Raw genomic sequence first — 16,031 nt, forward strand, 5'->3', positions numbered from 1 at the left:
AGCGTAGATCAGCGCAGCGGCAGCTCCGCACGCACCCGCCAGTCCCCCTCGGCCGGCCCCGTCTGCGCCCGCCCGCCGAGCAGTGCCGCGCGCTCGCGTATGCCCCGCAGGCCGCTGCCCTGCCCCGGGCCGGGTGTCGCCCCGGGCACCGGATTGCGGACGTCCAGCGTCAAAGTGCCGGCCGCCACCTCGATCCGGACGAGGACCGGAACGGCCCCCGCGTGCCGCAGGACGTTGGTCAGCGACTCCTGGAGGATGCGGTACCCCTCGCGCGAGACGGGCCCCGGCACGGCATCGACGGGCCCGGTCACCTCGGCGTCGACCTTCGCGCCGGAGGCGCGTGCCGACTCCAGCAGCCGCTCGGCGTCCACGAGGGTGGGGCGTGAGCTCACCGGCCGCTCCGCCTCGCGCAGTACGCCCAGCACCCGCTCCAGATCCTCCAGGGCCGCCCGTCCGGTCTCCTCGATGGCGCCCAGCGCCCGCGCGGTGAACGCCGGATCGCCCGCCGCCCGCGCCGCGCCCGCCTGCACCACCGCCACCGTGAGTGCGTGGCCGATGGAGTCGTGCAACTCGCGCGCGATACGCGTGCGTTCCAGGAGCTGCTCCGTGCGCTCCTCCAGCGTGGCCAGCCGCTCCGCCGCGGAAGGGCCGAGGAGCCGGCGTGCGGCCGCGGTGACCACATGGCCCAGGCCGAGCACCGTCACGTACAGCGCGATCAGTGGCAGGGGCGCCAGCAGCCAGTAGAGCCACGGGGGTTCGACGGTCCACAGCAGGGGGTTGTCGTCGTGCTGCGGGTGCCCGAGCGCGGTCGTGACCAGATCGACGGAGGTGAGTGGCAGCCAGATCGTGGCGAAGGCCGCCGCCGCGCCGAGAGCCAGCCGGATCTCCAGCCACAGCACGGTGCGCCATCGGTCCCGCCAGGTCGACGACGGCGCCGTGGAGAATCCCGAATCCGGCTCGCCCGGCGTCAGCAGCAACTGTGCCTGCACGCCCTCACCCATCCGCACGGCCGGGATCATGGCGACCGGGATCACCAGCAGCGCGGGCACCCAGGGCCTCGACATGTCGATGAAGAGCCACACGCTGACGAGGAACACGGGCACCCACAGGTGCAGCCAGCGTGTGTACGTCGTCCCCCGCAGCAAGGGGCGCAGCAATCGGCCCATTTCGTCATCGTGCCAGCCACCCCTGACAACGCACCTCCCCCGGGCGGGGGAGACGATCTCCACGTGCGGGGGAGGAGGACGGCCCGCCCACCGGCCAGGCTGCTGCCATGACCAGCATCCACGTCCAGGACCTCACCAAGGAGTACGGCTCCCGACGCGCCGTCGACCACCTCACCTTCACCGTCCGGCCCGGCCGCGTCACCGGCTTCCTCGGCCCCAACGGCGCCGGGAAGTCCACCACCATGCGGCTCGTCCTCGGCCTCGACCGGCCCACCGCCGGCACCGCCACGGTCGGCGGCCACCGCTACGCCACGCTCCACGAGCCCCTGCGCACGGTCGGTGCCCTGCTCGACGCCGGCGCCGCCCACGGCTCCCGCACCGGCCGCGACCACCTGCGCACCCTGGCGGCCGGCAACCGCATCCCGGTACGCCGCGTGGACGAGGTGCTGGAGGAGACCGGCCTCGCCCCGGCCGCACGCCGCCGCGTGAAGACGTACTCCCTGGGCATGCGCCAGCGCCTCGGCATCGCGGGGGCACTGCTCGGCGACCCGGCGGTGATCATGCTGGACGAGCCGTCGAACGGCCTCGACCCCGAGGGCATCGTCTGGATCCGCGGCCTGCTGCGCCGGCTCGCCGACGAGGGACGCACGGTCCTGGTCTCCAGTCATCTGATGAACGAGACCGCGTCGTTCGCCGACCACCTCGTGGTCCTCGGGCGCGGGCGGCTGCTCGCGGACATGCCCATGCGGGAGTTCATCGACGCGCGCGTGCAGCCCCGTGTCCGGGTGCGCACCAGCGACCCGGCCGCCCTGAAGGACGTACTCGGACGGCACGGCTACGCGTCCACCGAGACGGAGGACGGCACCTGGACCGTGGACCACGCGCGCGTGGAGGACATCGGCCGCCTGGCCTCCGAGGCGCGGGTGCCGATCCTCGAACTGTTCGCCGCCGAGGGCACGTTGGAACAGGCCTATCTTGACCTGACCTCCGCCGAGAGCGAGTTCACCGCCCAGCCCCAGGAGGCCTGACCATGCCCTTCGCCCCCGTCCTGCACGCCGAGTGGCTGAAGATCCGTACGCTCCGGTCGCTGTGCGGCGCGCTGTTCGCGCTGTTCGCCGTGTCCACGGCGTTCTCCGCGCTGGGCGGTACCTCCAGCACCTCGGACCCGGAGTTCGACCCGCTGTCCAACGGGCTCTCGGGCATCCTGCTCGGTCAGGTCGCCGCCGTCGCCTTCGGCGCCATGGCCGTCTCCGCGGAGTACCACGGGGGCGCGCTCCGCGTCTCCCTGGCCGCCGTGCCGCAGCGCGGGCGCTGGTTCGCGGCCAAGCTGACGGCCATCGCCGTACCGGCGTTCCTCGTCGGGCTGCTCACGACCGGCGCGTCCCTCGTGGCGGGGCTGAGCGGAACGGGCGACGCCGCGGCCGGGCTCACGGCCGGTGATCAGGCACGCGGCGTGCTCGGCGGCGGGGTCTACCTCATGCTGATGGCCCTGTTCGCGGCCGGGTTCGCCGCCCTGCTGCGCAGCGGCAGCGCGGCGCTCGGCATCCTCATCCCGTTCCTCCTGATCGTGTCGTTCGTCATCGGCGACGCGGCGGGCAAGGCGGTGGAGTTCATGCCGGACCGGGCCGGGCGGATCGTCCTGCAGGAGACATGGGACGGCAGCCTCGGACCATGGACCGGGCTGGCGGTGACCGCCGTGTGGACGGCGGTGGCGCTGGCGGCGGGTGCGTGGAGCGTTCTGCGGCGGGACGCCTGACGGGGCGCCAATTGTCAGTGGTGCCGGTTTTACTGGGGTCATGAACATCGCGCGGTGCCTGGACACGATCGACCGGCTGTGCTCCCGCCCCTTTCCGGCGGAGCACGGCTGGTCGGACGTCGGCCGAGGAGGACCGGGCTACTTCATGGCGGAGATGGCGGAGTGGGCGGCCGCGGACCCCGACCGTGGACCCGGGGAGCCCACCGCCGACGACGTCGAGGCATTCCGGGAGGGCATCGCCCAGCGGCTCGACGAACGGTGGGGAGAGCGTCCCCCGTGGGCGATGCTCACCCTCCGGGTACGGGCCGAGCGGGGCGAGGAGATACCGGAGCCGTGGGCGAGCATCAGCACCCTGGCGTACGACCTGCGCATATGGGAGGCGGCCGGGACGGGCCGCTGGGTCGCCCTCGGAGTCGCCCAGGGCGACGAGACGGCCCCGGCCCGCCTGTTGGCGGTCGTGACGGAGGTGGACCCCGAGTGACCGGCTAGCCCTCCGCGGCCACCCGAAGCCGTGCGAACTCCTCCGCCATCGTCCTAGCCGTCCAATGCGCGTTCAGTCCGGAAGGGTTGGGCAGCACCCACACCCGGGTGTCCCCGATCGTCCGCTCCTGCGGCCCGATGCGCGCCTTGCGGTCGTCGAAGGCGGCCCGGTAGGCGGTGACGCCCACGACCGCGAGCCAACGCGGCCGCAGCCGCGCCACCTTCAGCGCCAGCAGCCGCCCGCCCTCGCGGTACTCCTCGGCGCTCAGCTCGTCGGCCCGGACCGACGCCCGCGCCACCACGTTCGTGATCCCGAGCCCGTACGAGGGCAACTCGTCCTGCTCGGACGGCTTCAGCAGCCGGGGCGTGAAGCCGGACAGATGCAGCACCGGCCAGAAGCGGTTGCCGGGACGGGCGAAGTGATGGCCCGTCGCCGCGGTCATCAGACCGGGGTTGATACCGCAGAACAGCACGCGCAGGCCGTCCGCGACCACGTCAGGGACGAGACGGTCGCGGGCGGCCTGGAGCTCCTCGGGAGTGAAGCGCGTCAGAGGATCGCTCCGGGCGTGTAGCCCGCGGCCTCCGGGCGCTGCTTCACGATCTCCTCGATCCGGCCGACCACGGCCGAGACCTGGTCGGCGGCGGCACCGGTGAAGGACAGCTTGTCGGCCATCAGCTCGTCGAGCGCGGCGCGGTCGAGCGGGACGCGCTCGTCGGCGGCGAGCTTGTCGAGCAGTTCGTTGCGCTCGGCGCCCCGCTCACGCATCGCGAGGGCACACGCCACGGCGTTCTCCTTGATCGCCTCGTGCGCCACCTCACGGCCGACACCCGCGCGCACCGAGGCCATGAGCACCTTGGTCGTCGCCAGGAACGGCAGGTAGCGGTCCAGCTCGCGTGCCACGACCGCCGGGAACGCGCCGAACTCGTCGAGCACCGTCAGGAACGTCTCCAGCAGCCCGTCCAGCGCGAAGAACGCGTCGGGCAGCGCGACCCGGCGCACCACCGAGCAGGACACGTCACCCTCGTTCCACTGGTCGCCCGCCAGCTCGCCGGTCATCGAGGCGTAGCCGCGCAGGATCACCATCAGGCCGTTGACGCGCTCGCAGGAGCGGGTGTTCATCTTGTGCGGCATCGCGGAGGAGCCGACCTGACCCGGCTTGAAGCCCTCGGTCACCAGCTCGTGCCCGGCCATCAGCCGGATCGTCTTCGCCAGCGACGAGGGGCCGGCGGCCAGCTGCACGAGCGTGGTGACGACCTCGTAGTCCAGCGAGCGCGGGTAGACCTGGCCGACCGAGGTGAAGGCCTGAGAGAAGCCCAGGTGCCCGGCGATCCGCTGCTCCAGCTCGGCGAGCTTGCCGGCGTCCCCGCCGAGCAGGTCCAGCATGTCCTGCGCGGTGCCGACCGGGCCCTTGATGCCGCGCAGCGGGTAGCGGCCGAGCAGTTCCTCGATCCGGCCGTGCGCGACCAGCAGCTCGTCGGCGGCGGTCGCGAACCGCTTGCCCAGAGTGGTGGCCTGCGCGGCGACGTTGTGCGAGCGGCCGGCCATCACCAGCTCGGCGTACTCCCCGGCGAGCTTGCCCAGGCGCGCCAGCACGGCCACCGTGCGGTCGCGCATCAGTTCCAGCGAGAGCCGGATCTGCAGCTGCTCGACGTTCTCGGTGAGGTCGCGGGACGTCATGCCCTTGTGCACGTGCTCGTGCCCGGCGAGGGCGTTGAACTCCTCGATCCGCGCCTTCACGTCGTGCCGGGTGACCTTCTCGCGTTCCGCGACGGAGGCCAGGTCGACCTGGTCGAGGACGCGCTCGTAGTCGGCGATCGCCGCGTCGGGCACCTCGATCCCGAGGTCCTGCTGGGCCCGCAGCACGGCGAGCCAGAGCCGACGCTCCAGCTTCACCTTCTCCTCGGGCGACCAGAGCGTGGCGAGCTCGACGGAGGCGTAGCGTCCGGCGAGGACGTTGGGGATGCGGGGCTTGGCGGGAGCAGAAGTCACGTAACCGGATTCTACTGGCGGTTTGTGCAGGCCAGCGCCACGGGTCGGTTCGTCGGAACCTACGAGGCGATCGTCAGCCGCCGGCCTCGGCCGACTCGGCCAGCACGTCGGCGTGGCAGGGCTCCGGCGCGCACCAGCAGACCGGCGTCCGTCCGCGCAGGTCCGGGGCCAGCGAACGGGTTGTGCAGCGGGTGCCGGGGCAGGTCCCAGTCGCCCGGCGTCCAGCGCCGGCCGACGTGGACGACCTCCTCGGGGGCGTCCAGCAGCCGGGGACCGAAGTCGTGGATCCGGCCCCTGAGGCCGATCACCCGCGTGGTCACGGCCGCCCTACGCCAGATCCTCGAACGGCAGCAGGTCGGGCCGCTTCGGCGGGCGGCCGTCCCCGGAGGAGCGGCCGGTGAGCCTGCGTCCTATCCACGGGAGCAGGTACTGCCGGGCGAACCGCACGTCCGCGACCCGCCGTGTGGCCCACCCGGGCGGCAGCGTGGCCGCCATCGGCACCTGCCAGTCCGGGTCCTCGGCCTCGTGACCGAGTCCCTGCCAGACCGCCTCCGCGACCCGGCGGTGCCCCTCGGCCGTCAGGTGCAGCCGGTCGACGTCCCACAGGCGCGGGTCGCTGAGCGAGCCGGCCCCGTACAGGTCGACCACCACCGCGCCGTGCCGCGCGGCCAGCTCGTCGACGCAGGCGAACAGCTCCTCCATGCGGGGCCGGAACCGCTCCAGCACGGGGCCCTGCCGTCCCGGGCTGCGCATCAGCACCAGCTGTTTGCAGGCCGGGGCCAGCCGTTCCACGGCTTCCTCCAGGAGCCCGCGCACCCGTCCCATGTCGCACTTGGGCCGCAAGGTGTCGTTGAGCCCGCCGACCAGCGTGATCACATCGGCGCCCATGGCGGCCGCCACGGGCACCTGCTCGTCCACGATCTGGCCGATCAGCTTGCCGCGCACGGCCAGGTTGGCGTACCGGAAACCGGGCGCGCGGGCGGCCATCCGGGCGGCGAGCAGGTCGGCCCAGCCCCGGTAGGTGCCGTCGGGGAGCAGGTCCGACATGCCCTCGGTGAAGGAGTCGCCGACCGCGACCAGGCTGCTGTACGTGGGTGAGGGGTTCGTCTCCATGGCGTCAGAGATGGTATCCCGAGGCGCATACCCGCCGGTCGGTCACCCTCCCGCTGCCCGGGGCCCCCAGGCCTCGGGGTGGTTCCCGCACCGAGGTCGCCCCCGGCCCCCGGCACGCCCCAGGCCTCGCGGTCACCCCCGCCCCCGGTGCGCCCCCGCATCACGCCCACTGCCCGAACAGCTCCCGCAGTACGTCCTCCATGGTCACCAGGCCCGCCAGCCGGCCGTCGGAGCCCAGGACGGCCGCCACATGCGTACGGCTGCGCCGCATCGCGGTGAGGACGTCGTCCAGTGGCGTGGACTCCCGTACGCGCGCGATGGGCCGCATGTCGCGCAGTCGGAACGGCATGTCCCGCGGGGAGGCGTCCAGCGCGTCCTTCACGTGCAGGTAGCCGACGATGCGCCGCGCCTCGTCCACCACGGGGAAGCGGGAGAACCCGGACCGGGCCGACAGCCCCTCCAGCTCCTCAGGAGTGACCCCCACGCTCGCGTACACGACGCGTTCCAGCGGGAGCACGACGTCACGCACGGGCCGGCGGCCCAGTTCGAGGGCGTCGTGCAGCCGCTCCTGCGCCCGGTCGTCGATCAGCCCTGCCGCTCCGGAGTCCTTGACGATCCGTGCCAGCTCGGCGTCCGAGAAGGTCGCCGTGACCTCGTCCCTGGTCTCGATCCGCAGCAGCCTCAGCAACCCGTTCGCGAAGGCGTTGATGGTGAAGATCACCGGCCGCAGCGCCCGGGAGAGGGTCACCAGCGGAGGCCCGAGCAGCAGCGCGCTGCGCACCGGCTCGGCGAGCGCGATGTTCTTCGGCACCATCTCGCCGAGCAGCATGTGCAAATACGTCGCCAGGGCCAGCGCGATCACGAACGACACCGCGTGGCCCGCGCCGGTGGGCACGCCCATCGCGTGGAACACCGGCTCCAGCAGGTGCGCGATCGCCGGTTCGGCGACCACACCGAGGACCAGCGTGCACAGCGTGATGCCGAGCTGCGCGGCCGCCATCAGCGCGGACACGTGCTCCAAGCCCCACAGCACGCTCTTGGCGCGCCGGTCACCCTGCTCGGCGTGCGGCTCGATCTGGGAGCGGCGCACGGAGATCAGCGCGAACTCGGCACCCACGAAGAAGGCGTTCACGACCAGCGTCGCCAGACCGATCAGCAGCTGCACGACGGTCATGGCCGCGCCCCCTTCTCGTCCGTCTCGTCCGTCTCGTCGTCGGGCGGCGCGTGCAGAAGCACGCGCGCGGCCCGACGGCCCCCGGCGTCCAGGACCTCCAGCCGCCAGCCGGCGACCTCGACGCTGTCGCCGACGGCGGGGATGCGGCCCAGTTCGTTCGCGACGAGGCCGGCCAGCGTCTCGTAGGGCCCTTCAGGCGGCCGCAGGCCGACGCGCGCGAGCTGGTCCATGCGGGCGGCGCCGTCCGCGGAGTACAGGGCGTGGCCGTCCTTGTCGGCGCCGACCGGGGCGAGGTCGGGGGTCTCGTGCGGGTCGTGCTCGTCGCGGACCTCGCCGACGACCTCCTCGACGATGTCCTCCAGGGTCGCCACACCCGCCGTACCGCCGTACTCGTCGATGACCACGGCCATCGTGCGCTTGCCGGACAGCCGGTCGAGGAGCCGGTCCACGGTCAGCGACTCGGGGACGAGCAGCGGTTCGCGCATCATGTCGGCGACCCGCACCCGGGGCCGGCGCTCCGCGGGCACGGTCAGGATGTCCTTGACGTGGGCGGTGCCCACGACCGAGTCGAGGCTGCCGCGGTAGACCGGGAACCGGGACAGGCCCGTCGCGCGGGTCGCGTTCGCCACGTCCTCGCAGGTCGCCTGCGCGTCCAGGGCGATGACCTGCACGCGCGGGGTCATCACGTTCTCCGCGGTGAGGTCCGCGAGGTTCAGGGTCCGCACGAACAGCTCGGCGGTGTCCGGCTCCAGGGCGCCCTCCCGGGCGGAGTGCCGGGCCAGCGCGGCCAGCTCCTGCGGCCCGCGCGCGGAGGCCAGCTCCTCGGCGGGCTCGATGCCGAAGCGGCGTACCAGGCGGTTCGCCGTGTTGTTGAGATGGGTGATGAACGGACGGAAGATCGCGCTGAACCAGCGCTGGGCGTTGCCCACCCGCCGGGCCACGGTCAGTGGCGAGGAGATCGCCCAGTTCTTGGGCACCAGCTCGCCCACCACCATCAGGAACACCGTCGACAGGGCCGTGCCCAGGACCAGCGCGATCGACGAGGCCATGGAGGAGGAGACGCCCATGCCGCGCAGCGGTTCCGCGATCAGCCGCGCGATGGACGGCTCCGCGAGCATGCCGACCACCAGGTTGGTGACGGTGATGCCGAGCTGGGCGCCGGAGAGCTGGAAGGTGAGGTTGCGTGTGGCCTTGAGGGCGCCGGCGGCGCCGCGGTCGCCGCGCTCCACGGCCCGTTCCAGATCGCCGCGCTCGACCGTGGTCAGCGAGAACTCGGCGGCGACGAAGGCGCCACAGACGAGCGACAGCAGGATCGCCACCAGCAGGAGGAGCACTTCGGTCATCGGGTCACCTCCGTCCCATGATCCGGCAGGGCGGTGAGGATCGCGCGATGTCTGGCACGGGGAGGCTCGCCCATGGGCGGACGCTCACACCTCTCGGGTAGGGGCCGGTCCGGGAGAACCGAGTGGCCGCTTCGGGGTAAATGATCGGCAAAGGATGTCAGGACACGGTCAGCGGCTTCACCCAGCGCCGCCACTGCTCCTCGGGCGAGTACCCCGCCGCACGCCACGCGTGCTGCCCGGTCTCGTTCCGGGTGAGCACCATCGCGTCCCCACGCCGCCCGCCGAGTTCCACGAAAGGTTCCTCCGCGGCGGCCAGCAGCGCGCCACCGATGCCCTGGCGGCGGTGGGCCGGGTGCACGGCGAGCCGGTAGAGGTGGCAGCGCCAGCCGTCGAAGCCCGCGATCACCGTGCCTGCCAGTGCGCCCGCCCGCTCGGCCAGGATCAGCGCACCGGGATCGCGGGCGACCAGCCCTTCGACGCCGTCGCGGTCGTCGCTGATGCTCGTGCCCTCGGCGGCGGTCTTCCAGAAGGTCAGCACCGTGTCCAGGTCGTCGGGGGTGGCGGCCCGTATCCGCAGGTCGGTCATGGTGTGATCCCACCACCGGCCGGGACCGCTCCGCGCCTGATTTCCAGCATCCGGACAAACAGGGGGACGGCCCACGGCGCCGACGGGCACCCGTCCTCACTCGTGCGCGATCGCCGCGAGTACGTTCATCCGGGACGCCCGCAGCGCCGGCAGCAGTGCCGCCACCACCCCGACCACCGCCGAGCCGATCACGACGGCGACGATCGTGCCCCACGGGATCGCCAGCGCCGTCATGCCCTCCAGCGCCAGTACCTGCTGGGTGCACAGGCCCCAGACCAGCCCCAGCGCCAGGCCGAGCACCGCTCCGAACACCGCGATCACCAACGACTCCAGCCGGATCATCCGGCGCAGCTGCCGTCGGGCGAGCCCGATGGCCCGCAGCAGCCCGATCTCCCGGGTGCGCTCGACGACGGACAGGGCAAGTGTGTTGACCACGCCCAGCACGGCGATGACGATCGCCAGCCCGAGCAGCGCGTACACCAGGTAGAGCAGCACCGCGATCTGGTCGTTGACGAGTTGCTTGTAGTCGGCCAGGTCCCGCACCTGCACCTGCGGATACGCCTGAAGCGTCGTCTCCAGGCCGTCACGCAGGTCGTCGGCGACGGTGCCGGGCGAGCCGTTGACGTACAGCGCGGAGTCCTGCGCGCCCGGCGCGTACCGCTCCAGCGTCGCGAGCCCGAAGTAGATCCCGCCCCGCATGCCGAAGCCTCCGGAGGACTCCTGGTCGGTCAGCGCGCCGACGGTCAGCTCGGCCTCGCGTCCGCCCTGGAACTCGACGGGCACCGTGCTGCCGACCTTCAGGCCGTGGTCCCGGGCGAAGTCCCGGTCCATCGCCATCCGCCCGGGGGCCAGCGCGGCGGCGCTGTCGCCCTGCGCGTAGGAGACGTTGGCGACCTCGTCGAGCCGCGGGTCATAGCCGGCGGCCGTCGTCTCGACCCGGTCGCCGTCGGGGACGGTCACGGCGATCGGCGCGAACTGCGAGCGCACGACCAGGCCGACGCCCTCCGTTGCGCGCACCCGCTCGGTGACCTCCCGCGGGAACGGCACGAAGTTGGCGTTCTGGAGCACGAAGTCCGCGCCCAGCGTCTGGTCGATCTGCTCGTCGAACGACTTCGTCATCGAGGCGCTCGCCACCGACATCCCGCCGACCAGGGCGAGCCCGACCATCAGCGCGGCCGCGGTGGCGCCCGTTCGACGGGGGTTGCGCAGGGCGTTGCGCTGGCTCATCCGCCCGACCGAACCGAACAGCGCCGGGAACCACCCGCCCAGCACCCGGATCACCGGCCGTACCAGCAGCGGCCCCGCGATCACCGTCGCGACCAGCGTCAGCACGACACCGAGACCGAGCAGCGAGGCCGCCGATCCGACGTCGGCGGCCACCACGCAGCCCACCAGCGCGGCCGCGCCGGCCGCCCCGACGACCGTGCCCACGATCGCGCGCGACCTGAGCGGCCGGCCCACCCCGGCGACCTCCGCGTCCGCGAGCGCCGCCATAGGCGACACGGAGGCGGCGCGGCGCGCGGGGAGGTACGCGGCGACGAAGGTGACGCCGACGCCGACGACGTACGCCGTCACGGGGGTCGCCCAGCCGATGACCATCTCGGTGGACCTGATGTTCATGCCGAGCAGGCCCATCAGCCCGATCAGCCCGGCCGCGAGCCCGATGCCGGCGGCCAGGCCCAGCGTGGAGCCCACCAGGCCGAGGAGCAGCGCCTCGGTCAGCACCGAACGGCGGACCTGGCGGCGGTCGGCGCCCAGCGCGCGCAGCAGGCCCAGTTCGCGGGTGCGCTGCGCGATGAGCATGGAGAAGGTGTTGACGATCAGGAACACACCCACCAGTACCGCGATCCCGGCGAAGCCGAGCATCACCCACTTGATCACGTCGAGGAAGCCGCCGAGCTGTTCGACGTCCGACTGGGCCTTCTCGTCCGCGGTGCGCAGGTCGTAGCGGCCGGTGCCGAGCGTGTCCGCCACCCGCTGCTTGAGCGTGTCGTCGCTGACGCCCGGCGCCGCGTCCACCGTGATGCCTGTGGCGCCCTTCGGGTCGCCGAGGAACTTGGTCTGCGCGGTCGGTGTGTCCACGAACAGCAGCGCGGCACCGGGGTTGGTCGTGGTGAAGGTGACGATGCCCACCACCTCGACCCTGAACGAGCCGGGCGCGGCGATCACCGTCAGGGTGTCGCCCACCCCTACGTCGCTGCGCTCGGCCGTCTCGGAGTCGATCAGCGCCTCGCCGGGACCGCGCGGGACATGACCGGCCGTCAGCTCCACGGGGCTGCGCTCGGTCGGGTTCCAGTTGTTGCCGAGCGTGGGGGCGCCGCTCGTCGGGCTGACCGGCTCGTTGCGGTCGTCGACGACGGTGATGTTCTGGACCTCGACCTCCGCGCGGGCGGCGGCCACCCCGTCGATCCGCGCGACCCGCTCGGCGAGGGCGGCCGGCAGGGTGGCCGTGGCACCGGACGGCACCGCCTCGGCGAGGGTCTCCTTGGGGCTGACGGTGACATCGGCGGCGGTCGACGCGAAGAGCCGGTCGAAGGTGCGGCTGACGGTGTCGGAGAAGATCAGGCTGCCCGCGACGAACGCCACGGACAGCAGCACCGCCAGCGCCGAGAGGAGCAGCCGCCCCTTGTGGGCGAGGAAGCTTCTGAGCGTCGCCTTCAGCACGGCGTCATTCTCCCTGGGCGCTTGTGCTGTCGTCGTACTGACGGCGGATCCCGTCGAACCGCTTCATGCGTTCCAGCACCGCCTCGGCCGTCGGCCGCTCCATCTCGTCGACCATCCGCCCGTCGCCGAGGAAGAGCACCAGGTCGGAGTGGGCGGCGGCGCCCGGGTCGTGGGTGACCATGACGACGGTCTGCCCCAGTGTGTCGACGGCCTCCCGCAGGAAGCCGAGGACCTCCAGGCCCGCGCGCGAGTCGAGGTTGCCGGTCGGCTCGTCCGCGAAGATCAGCTCCGGCCGGGAGGCGAGGGCGCGGGCGCAGGCGACGCGCTGCTGCTGGCCGCCGGAAAGCTGGGACGGGCGGTGTTTGAGCCGGTCCCGCAGCCCGAGTGTGTCGATGACCTGGTCGAGCCACTTCTGGTCGGGGTTCCGGCCCGCGATGTCCATGGGCAGGGTGATGTTCTCCAGCGCGTTCAGCGTTGGGATCAGGTTGAACGACTGGAACATGAAGCCGATCCGGTCCCGGCGCAGACGGGTCAGCTCGCGCTCCTTCAGCCCGGTGATCTCGGTGCCGCCGAGCCACACCTGGCCCGCCGAGACGGTGTCGAGCCCGGCCAGGCAATGCATGAGGGTGGACTTGCCGGACCCCGAGGGGCCCATCACGGCGGTGAAGCGCCCGCGCGCGATGTCGACGTCCACCGAGTCCAGGGCGAGCACCGTCGTCTCGCCCGAGCCGTACGCCTTGGTCAGCCCCCGGGTGCGGGCCGCGACCCCGTCGGCCGAGGCGTGCCCCGGGGCGTGCTGCGCAGCAGGTGTGGACAAGGGGTCCTCCTTGGTCGCTCCTCGCTCATGTGCGTCCCGGGTACCGCGCGGACGACTTCCCGGCTGGGGCAGACAGTAGTGTGACGCGCGGCACACACGGTATCCCCCGGAGGTCCCGGGTGTTCTCCTGCCCAGGTCGTGCACCGGAGACGGCTGTAGGGGGCAGGCACCCGGCCGTGCGGTGGCCCCTTGCCGTGCTAGCGTCCGAGCGCTAGCTTCGAGGTATGGCCAAGACCCAGCTGAACGTTCGCGTCGACGAGGACACCGCCCGCGCGGCGCGCGAACGAGCCCTCGCGCGCGGGATGAGCGTCAACCGCTACATCGAGGAGCTCGTCAAGCAGGACACCGGCGAGGTCGGCCACACCTTCGTGGAGGCCGCCGCCGACTTCATGAAGCAGTACGAGTCGGTCTTCGCGGAGGAGTTCGGCACCGACCGTGAGGGCCGCGTGAGCGCACGCCCCGCGAAGGAAGGCCGTGGGGGCCGCACGAGCGAAGGTCGCCGCTGATCCCTTGAGCGACCTCACCATCGACCTAGCCTGGCTCCTGATGCTCGCCGAACAGAAGACGCCGGGGGACCCCCAGGTCACCGACTGGGGCGCCCTCGTCGCCGCCGTCGCCCGCCACCAGGCCGAGATCTTCGACCTCCCCGTGTACGACACCCCGCACGCCCGCGCCGCGGCCCTGCTCCAGCTGCTCATCCACGTTCCGGCGCTCGAGCGCTCCAACGCCCTGTTCGCCTCCGCCGTCGCGTACGCCTACCTCGTCGCGAGCGGCGCCAAGGTCGTCACCTCGCCCGAGCAGGTGCGCGATCTGGCCCGGCTCGTCAAGAGCGGTGAGGCGTCGGTGCACGACATCGCGCGAGAGCTGCGCCAGTGGAGCCTGTGAGGCGCCCGCCTACTGCCGCGGCCGCCACGCGGTTCCGAGCACGCAGAACGACGAGGGGAGCACCGGCCCCTTCTCCGGCATCAGCACGCGCCGGTACGGGCCGAGTTCGAACCCGGCGCCCCGGAACGCGCCCAGCGGGTCCCGGGACAGATGGCAGCCGCCGGTCAGCACGGGCCACAGCGTGCGGTCCAGCGCGCGCTGCGTGAAGCCCATGGCGCGGCCGCCGCCCCGCCCGTGCTCGAAGAACCGCACCTGACCGCCCGGCCGCAGCACCCGCCGCACCTCGCCGAGGGCGCGCGGCACGTCCCGCACGCTGCACAGCACCAGCGACAGCACCACCGCGTCGAAGCCCTCGCTCTTGACCGGCAGTGCTTCCGCCACGCCCGGCACCACGTCGACGGGCACGTCGGCGCGCAGGGCGGTCTCCACCGCCAGCTTCCGCAGGCTGCGCTCCGGTTCGATGGCGACGACCTCGGCGACCGTGCGCGGGTAGTGCGCGAAGTTCAGTCCGTTGCCCGCGCCGATCTCGATCACCCGCCCGGACAGCCCGGCGAGCAGCCGGTCGCGTACCTGGCCCATGCCCAAGCGGGTCTCGGCGGCCACGCTGACGCGGGCGTAGTAGCGGGCGAACAGCGGGTGGTGCACGGGATCCCGCGCCACCCTGCCGGTGCCGGTGGACCGAAGCGGCATGAAAACCTCCCGGACAGGACGGGCCGTACCGGGATTGTCCCCCGGAAACGCCCGGTGCACCCCCGTCCGCCGCGCACGCCGCGAAGTCGCGTGCGGCGGCTCCTCGATGCCGCGGTCGTCGCCGGAGCGCGGTCGGTCGCCGAGCCACCGGTCAGCGCCGCGGCGCACGAAACCCACGGCCGAGCCCCCAGCCGGCGGCCGACGGAGGGCGGCCGACGCCGAGGACCGAGCGAATGCCCGACGCCCGCGCGACACCCCCGGCGCACCGAGGCCGGACCCGCGCTCCGCTGACGGGCTGCCGCCCCGGTGAACGCCCCGCCGGCCGAGCGACGGCTCGCCGGCCGAGGCGCACCGACCGTCCGGACCGATGGCGGATCCGCCCACCGCCGACGGCCCCGCCGGCCACCCCGTGGGCCGAGCGGTTGCCCGCCGGCGGAGCCGCGCCTGTCGGCGGGCCGAGGGTTGGAGCCGCGCACCGATGACGGGCTGCCGCCCCGCCAGTCCGAGCGGTTGCCGGACGATCGAGCCACGCCTGCACCGACCGTCCGGACCGATGGCGGATCCGCCCACCGCCGACGGCCCCGGTGAACCACCGACGGCCCCGGCGAAGCCCTGTCGTTCGACGCACTGCGGGCGTTCAGCCGAACGCCCGCGGCCGCTCCCGGATCCGGAACGCCTCCGCGTCCCACGTGCCGTCGAGCCGCGGCGCCAGCCATCCCCGTGCCGCCGCCCGGAAGGCCTCCGGTGCCACCGCCCCTGCGCCGGCCGGCAGGGCGCCCAGCAGCGGCGCGTCCGCCACCTCCGGCAGATCCGCCAGATTGCAGCGCGAGGCCAGATCCGGCTCGGTGGGCCAGCTGCCGATCACCACGCCCGCCAGGTCGAGCCCCCGGGCGCGCACCTCACGCGCCGTCAGCTCGGTGGTGTTGAGCGTGCCCAGCCCTGCCGCGACCACCACCAGCACCGGCGCCGCCAGGAGCCCGGCCGCGTCCGCCAGCGTCCCGCCCGCCGGGTCGAACCGCACCAGCAGCCCGCCAGCGCCCTCCAGCAGCACCAGATCGTGCTCGGTGGCCAGCTTGGCGGCGGCCTCGGCGATCTCGTGCGGATGCACCGGCGCCAGCCCGGCGCGCCGCGCCGCGGTACCCGGCGCCAACGGCTCCGGGTAGCGGGCAATTTCGGTCGCCGTGACCGGGCCCGCCAGCCGCGTCACCTCCTCCGCGTCCCCGGGCTCATCGGGCCGTACGCCCGTCTGGGCGGCCTTCAGAACGGCGACCGAGCGCCCCGCGGCCGTCGCCGCCCCGGCGATCGCGGCCGTCGTGACCGTCTTGCCGACCTCCGTGCCCGTCCCCGTGATCACCAGGATCGGCATG

At 73.2% G+C, this 16,031-nt stretch carries 16 protein-coding genes and 1 pseudogene; 5 read left to right on the forward strand and 12 right to left on the reverse strand.

Features of this window, described 5'->3' with window-relative positions; genetic code table 11:
- Positions 1–8 precede the first annotated feature (8 nt).
- A complete protein-coding gene (locus tag AB0O67_RS02545; RefSeq protein ID WP_365444862.1) occupies positions 9–1,166 on the reverse strand; it encodes a histidine kinase in 1,158 nt (385 codons plus the stop codon).
- A 107-nt stretch (positions 1,167–1,273) separates the two neighbouring features.
- Here AB0O67_RS02545 and AB0O67_RS02550 point away from each other — a divergent pair, with 107 nt between their 5' ends.
- Genes AB0O67_RS02550 through AB0O67_RS02560 form a run of 3 tightly spaced genes read left to right on the forward strand, consistent with a single transcriptional unit; the run spans position 1,274 to position 3,403 of the window.
- Complete coding sequence (locus tag AB0O67_RS02550; protein ID WP_365444865.1) at positions 1,274–2,194, forward strand: ATP-binding cassette domain-containing protein; 921 nt, start codon at positions 1,274–1,276, stop codon at positions 2,192–2,194.
- A gap of 2 nt (positions 2,195–2,196) precedes the next feature.
- Entirely contained in the window at positions 2,197–2,922 is a 726-nt protein-coding gene (locus AB0O67_RS02555; RefSeq protein ID WP_365444868.1) for an ABC transporter permease subunit, read from the forward strand.
- Between the two features lie 40 nt (positions 2,923–2,962).
- Complete coding sequence (locus tag AB0O67_RS02560; protein ID WP_365444871.1) at positions 2,963–3,403, forward strand: hypothetical protein; 441 nt, start codon at positions 2,963–2,965, stop codon at positions 3,401–3,403.
- A gap of 4 nt (positions 3,404–3,407) precedes the next feature.
- Here AB0O67_RS02560 and mug read toward each other — a convergent pair whose 3' ends face one another.
- The 9 genes and pseudogenes from mug to AB0O67_RS02605 all read right to left on the reverse strand — a co-directional run bounded on the left by mug (position 3,408) and on the right by AB0O67_RS02605 (position 13,089).
- Complete coding sequence (gene mug, locus AB0O67_RS02565; protein WP_365445066.1) at positions 3,408–3,953, reverse strand: G/U mismatch-specific DNA glycosylase; 546 nt, start codon at positions 3,951–3,953, stop codon at positions 3,408–3,410.
- Entirely contained in the window at positions 3,950–5,392 is a 1,443-nt protein-coding gene (gene purB, locus AB0O67_RS02570) for an adenylosuccinate lyase (protein WP_365444874.1), read from the reverse strand. The genes mug and purB overlap by 4 nt, the downstream gene beginning before the upstream one ends.
- Before the next feature lie 73 nt (positions 5,393–5,465).
- Positions 5,466–5,712, reverse strand: a pseudogene (locus AB0O67_RS02575) (DUF4326 domain-containing protein).
- 7 nt (positions 5,713–5,719) lie between these two features.
- Positions 5,720–6,505 (reverse strand): SGNH/GDSL hydrolase family protein, encoded by a 786-nt coding sequence (locus AB0O67_RS02580; protein WP_365444877.1) that lies wholly within the window; start codon positions 6,503–6,505, stop codon positions 5,720–5,722.
- Between the two features lie 160 nt (positions 6,506–6,665).
- Positions 6,666–7,679 carry a hemolysin family protein gene (locus tag AB0O67_RS02585; protein WP_365444880.1) on the reverse strand — a complete coding sequence of 338 codons (1,014 nt, stop codon included), beginning with the start codon at positions 7,677–7,679 and terminating at the stop codon, positions 6,666–6,668.
- The gene (locus AB0O67_RS02590; protein WP_365444883.1) at positions 7,676–9,022 is read right to left on the reverse strand and encodes a hemolysin family protein; all 1,347 of its coding nucleotides are present in this window, start codon (positions 9,020–9,022) and stop codon (positions 7,676–7,678) included. Before AB0O67_RS02590 ends, AB0O67_RS02585 begins: the two co-directional genes overlap by 4 nt.
- 157 nt (positions 9,023–9,179) lie before the next feature.
- Positions 9,180–9,608, reverse strand: a complete 429-nt coding sequence (locus AB0O67_RS02595; RefSeq protein WP_365444886.1) for a GNAT family N-acetyltransferase — start codon at positions 9,606–9,608, stop codon at positions 9,180–9,182.
- Between the two features lie 96 nt (positions 9,609–9,704).
- Positions 9,705–12,272: an ABC transporter permease gene (locus AB0O67_RS02600; RefSeq protein WP_365444889.1), complete on the reverse strand. Its 2,568-nt coding sequence runs from the start codon at positions 12,270–12,272 to the stop codon at positions 9,705–9,707.
- A 4-nt stretch (positions 12,273–12,276) separates the two neighbouring features.
- On the reverse strand, positions 12,277–13,089 hold the full coding sequence (locus AB0O67_RS02605) for an ABC transporter ATP-binding protein (protein WP_365444892.1): 813 nt from the start codon (positions 13,087–13,089) through the stop codon (positions 12,277–12,279).
- 224 nt (positions 13,090–13,313) lie between these two features.
- Between AB0O67_RS02605 and AB0O67_RS02610 the strand changes: the two genes are divergently transcribed.
- Positions 13,314–13,595 (forward strand): antitoxin, encoded by a 282-nt coding sequence (locus AB0O67_RS02610; RefSeq protein ID WP_365444895.1) that lies wholly within the window; start codon positions 13,314–13,316, stop codon positions 13,593–13,595.
- Positions 13,596–13,599: 4 nt separating this feature from the next.
- Positions 13,600–13,974 carry a fic family toxin-antitoxin system, toxin component gene (locus AB0O67_RS02615; protein ID WP_365445069.1) on the forward strand — a complete coding sequence of 125 codons (375 nt, stop codon included), beginning with the start codon at positions 13,600–13,602 and terminating at the stop codon, positions 13,972–13,974.
- A 9-nt stretch (positions 13,975–13,983) separates the two neighbouring features.
- Here the strand turns inward: AB0O67_RS02615 and AB0O67_RS02620 are convergent, their stop codons facing one another.
- Both AB0O67_RS02620 and bioD read right to left on the reverse strand, forming a co-directional pair.
- Positions 13,984–14,664, reverse strand: coding sequence for a class I SAM-dependent methyltransferase (locus AB0O67_RS02620; RefSeq protein WP_365444897.1), 681 nt, complete (start codon positions 14,662–14,664; stop codon positions 13,984–13,986).
- A 637-nt stretch (positions 14,665–15,301) separates the two neighbouring features.
- Entirely contained in the window at positions 15,302–16,030 is a 729-nt protein-coding gene (bioD, locus tag AB0O67_RS02625; RefSeq protein WP_365444899.1) for a dethiobiotin synthase, read from the reverse strand.
- Position 16,031: the final 1 nt, after the last annotated feature.

Origin of the sequence: Streptomyces sp. NPDC086077 (assembly GCF_040686175.1) — a bacterium.
GTDB lineage: Bacteria > Actinomycetota > Actinomycetes > Streptomycetales > Streptomycetaceae > Streptomyces.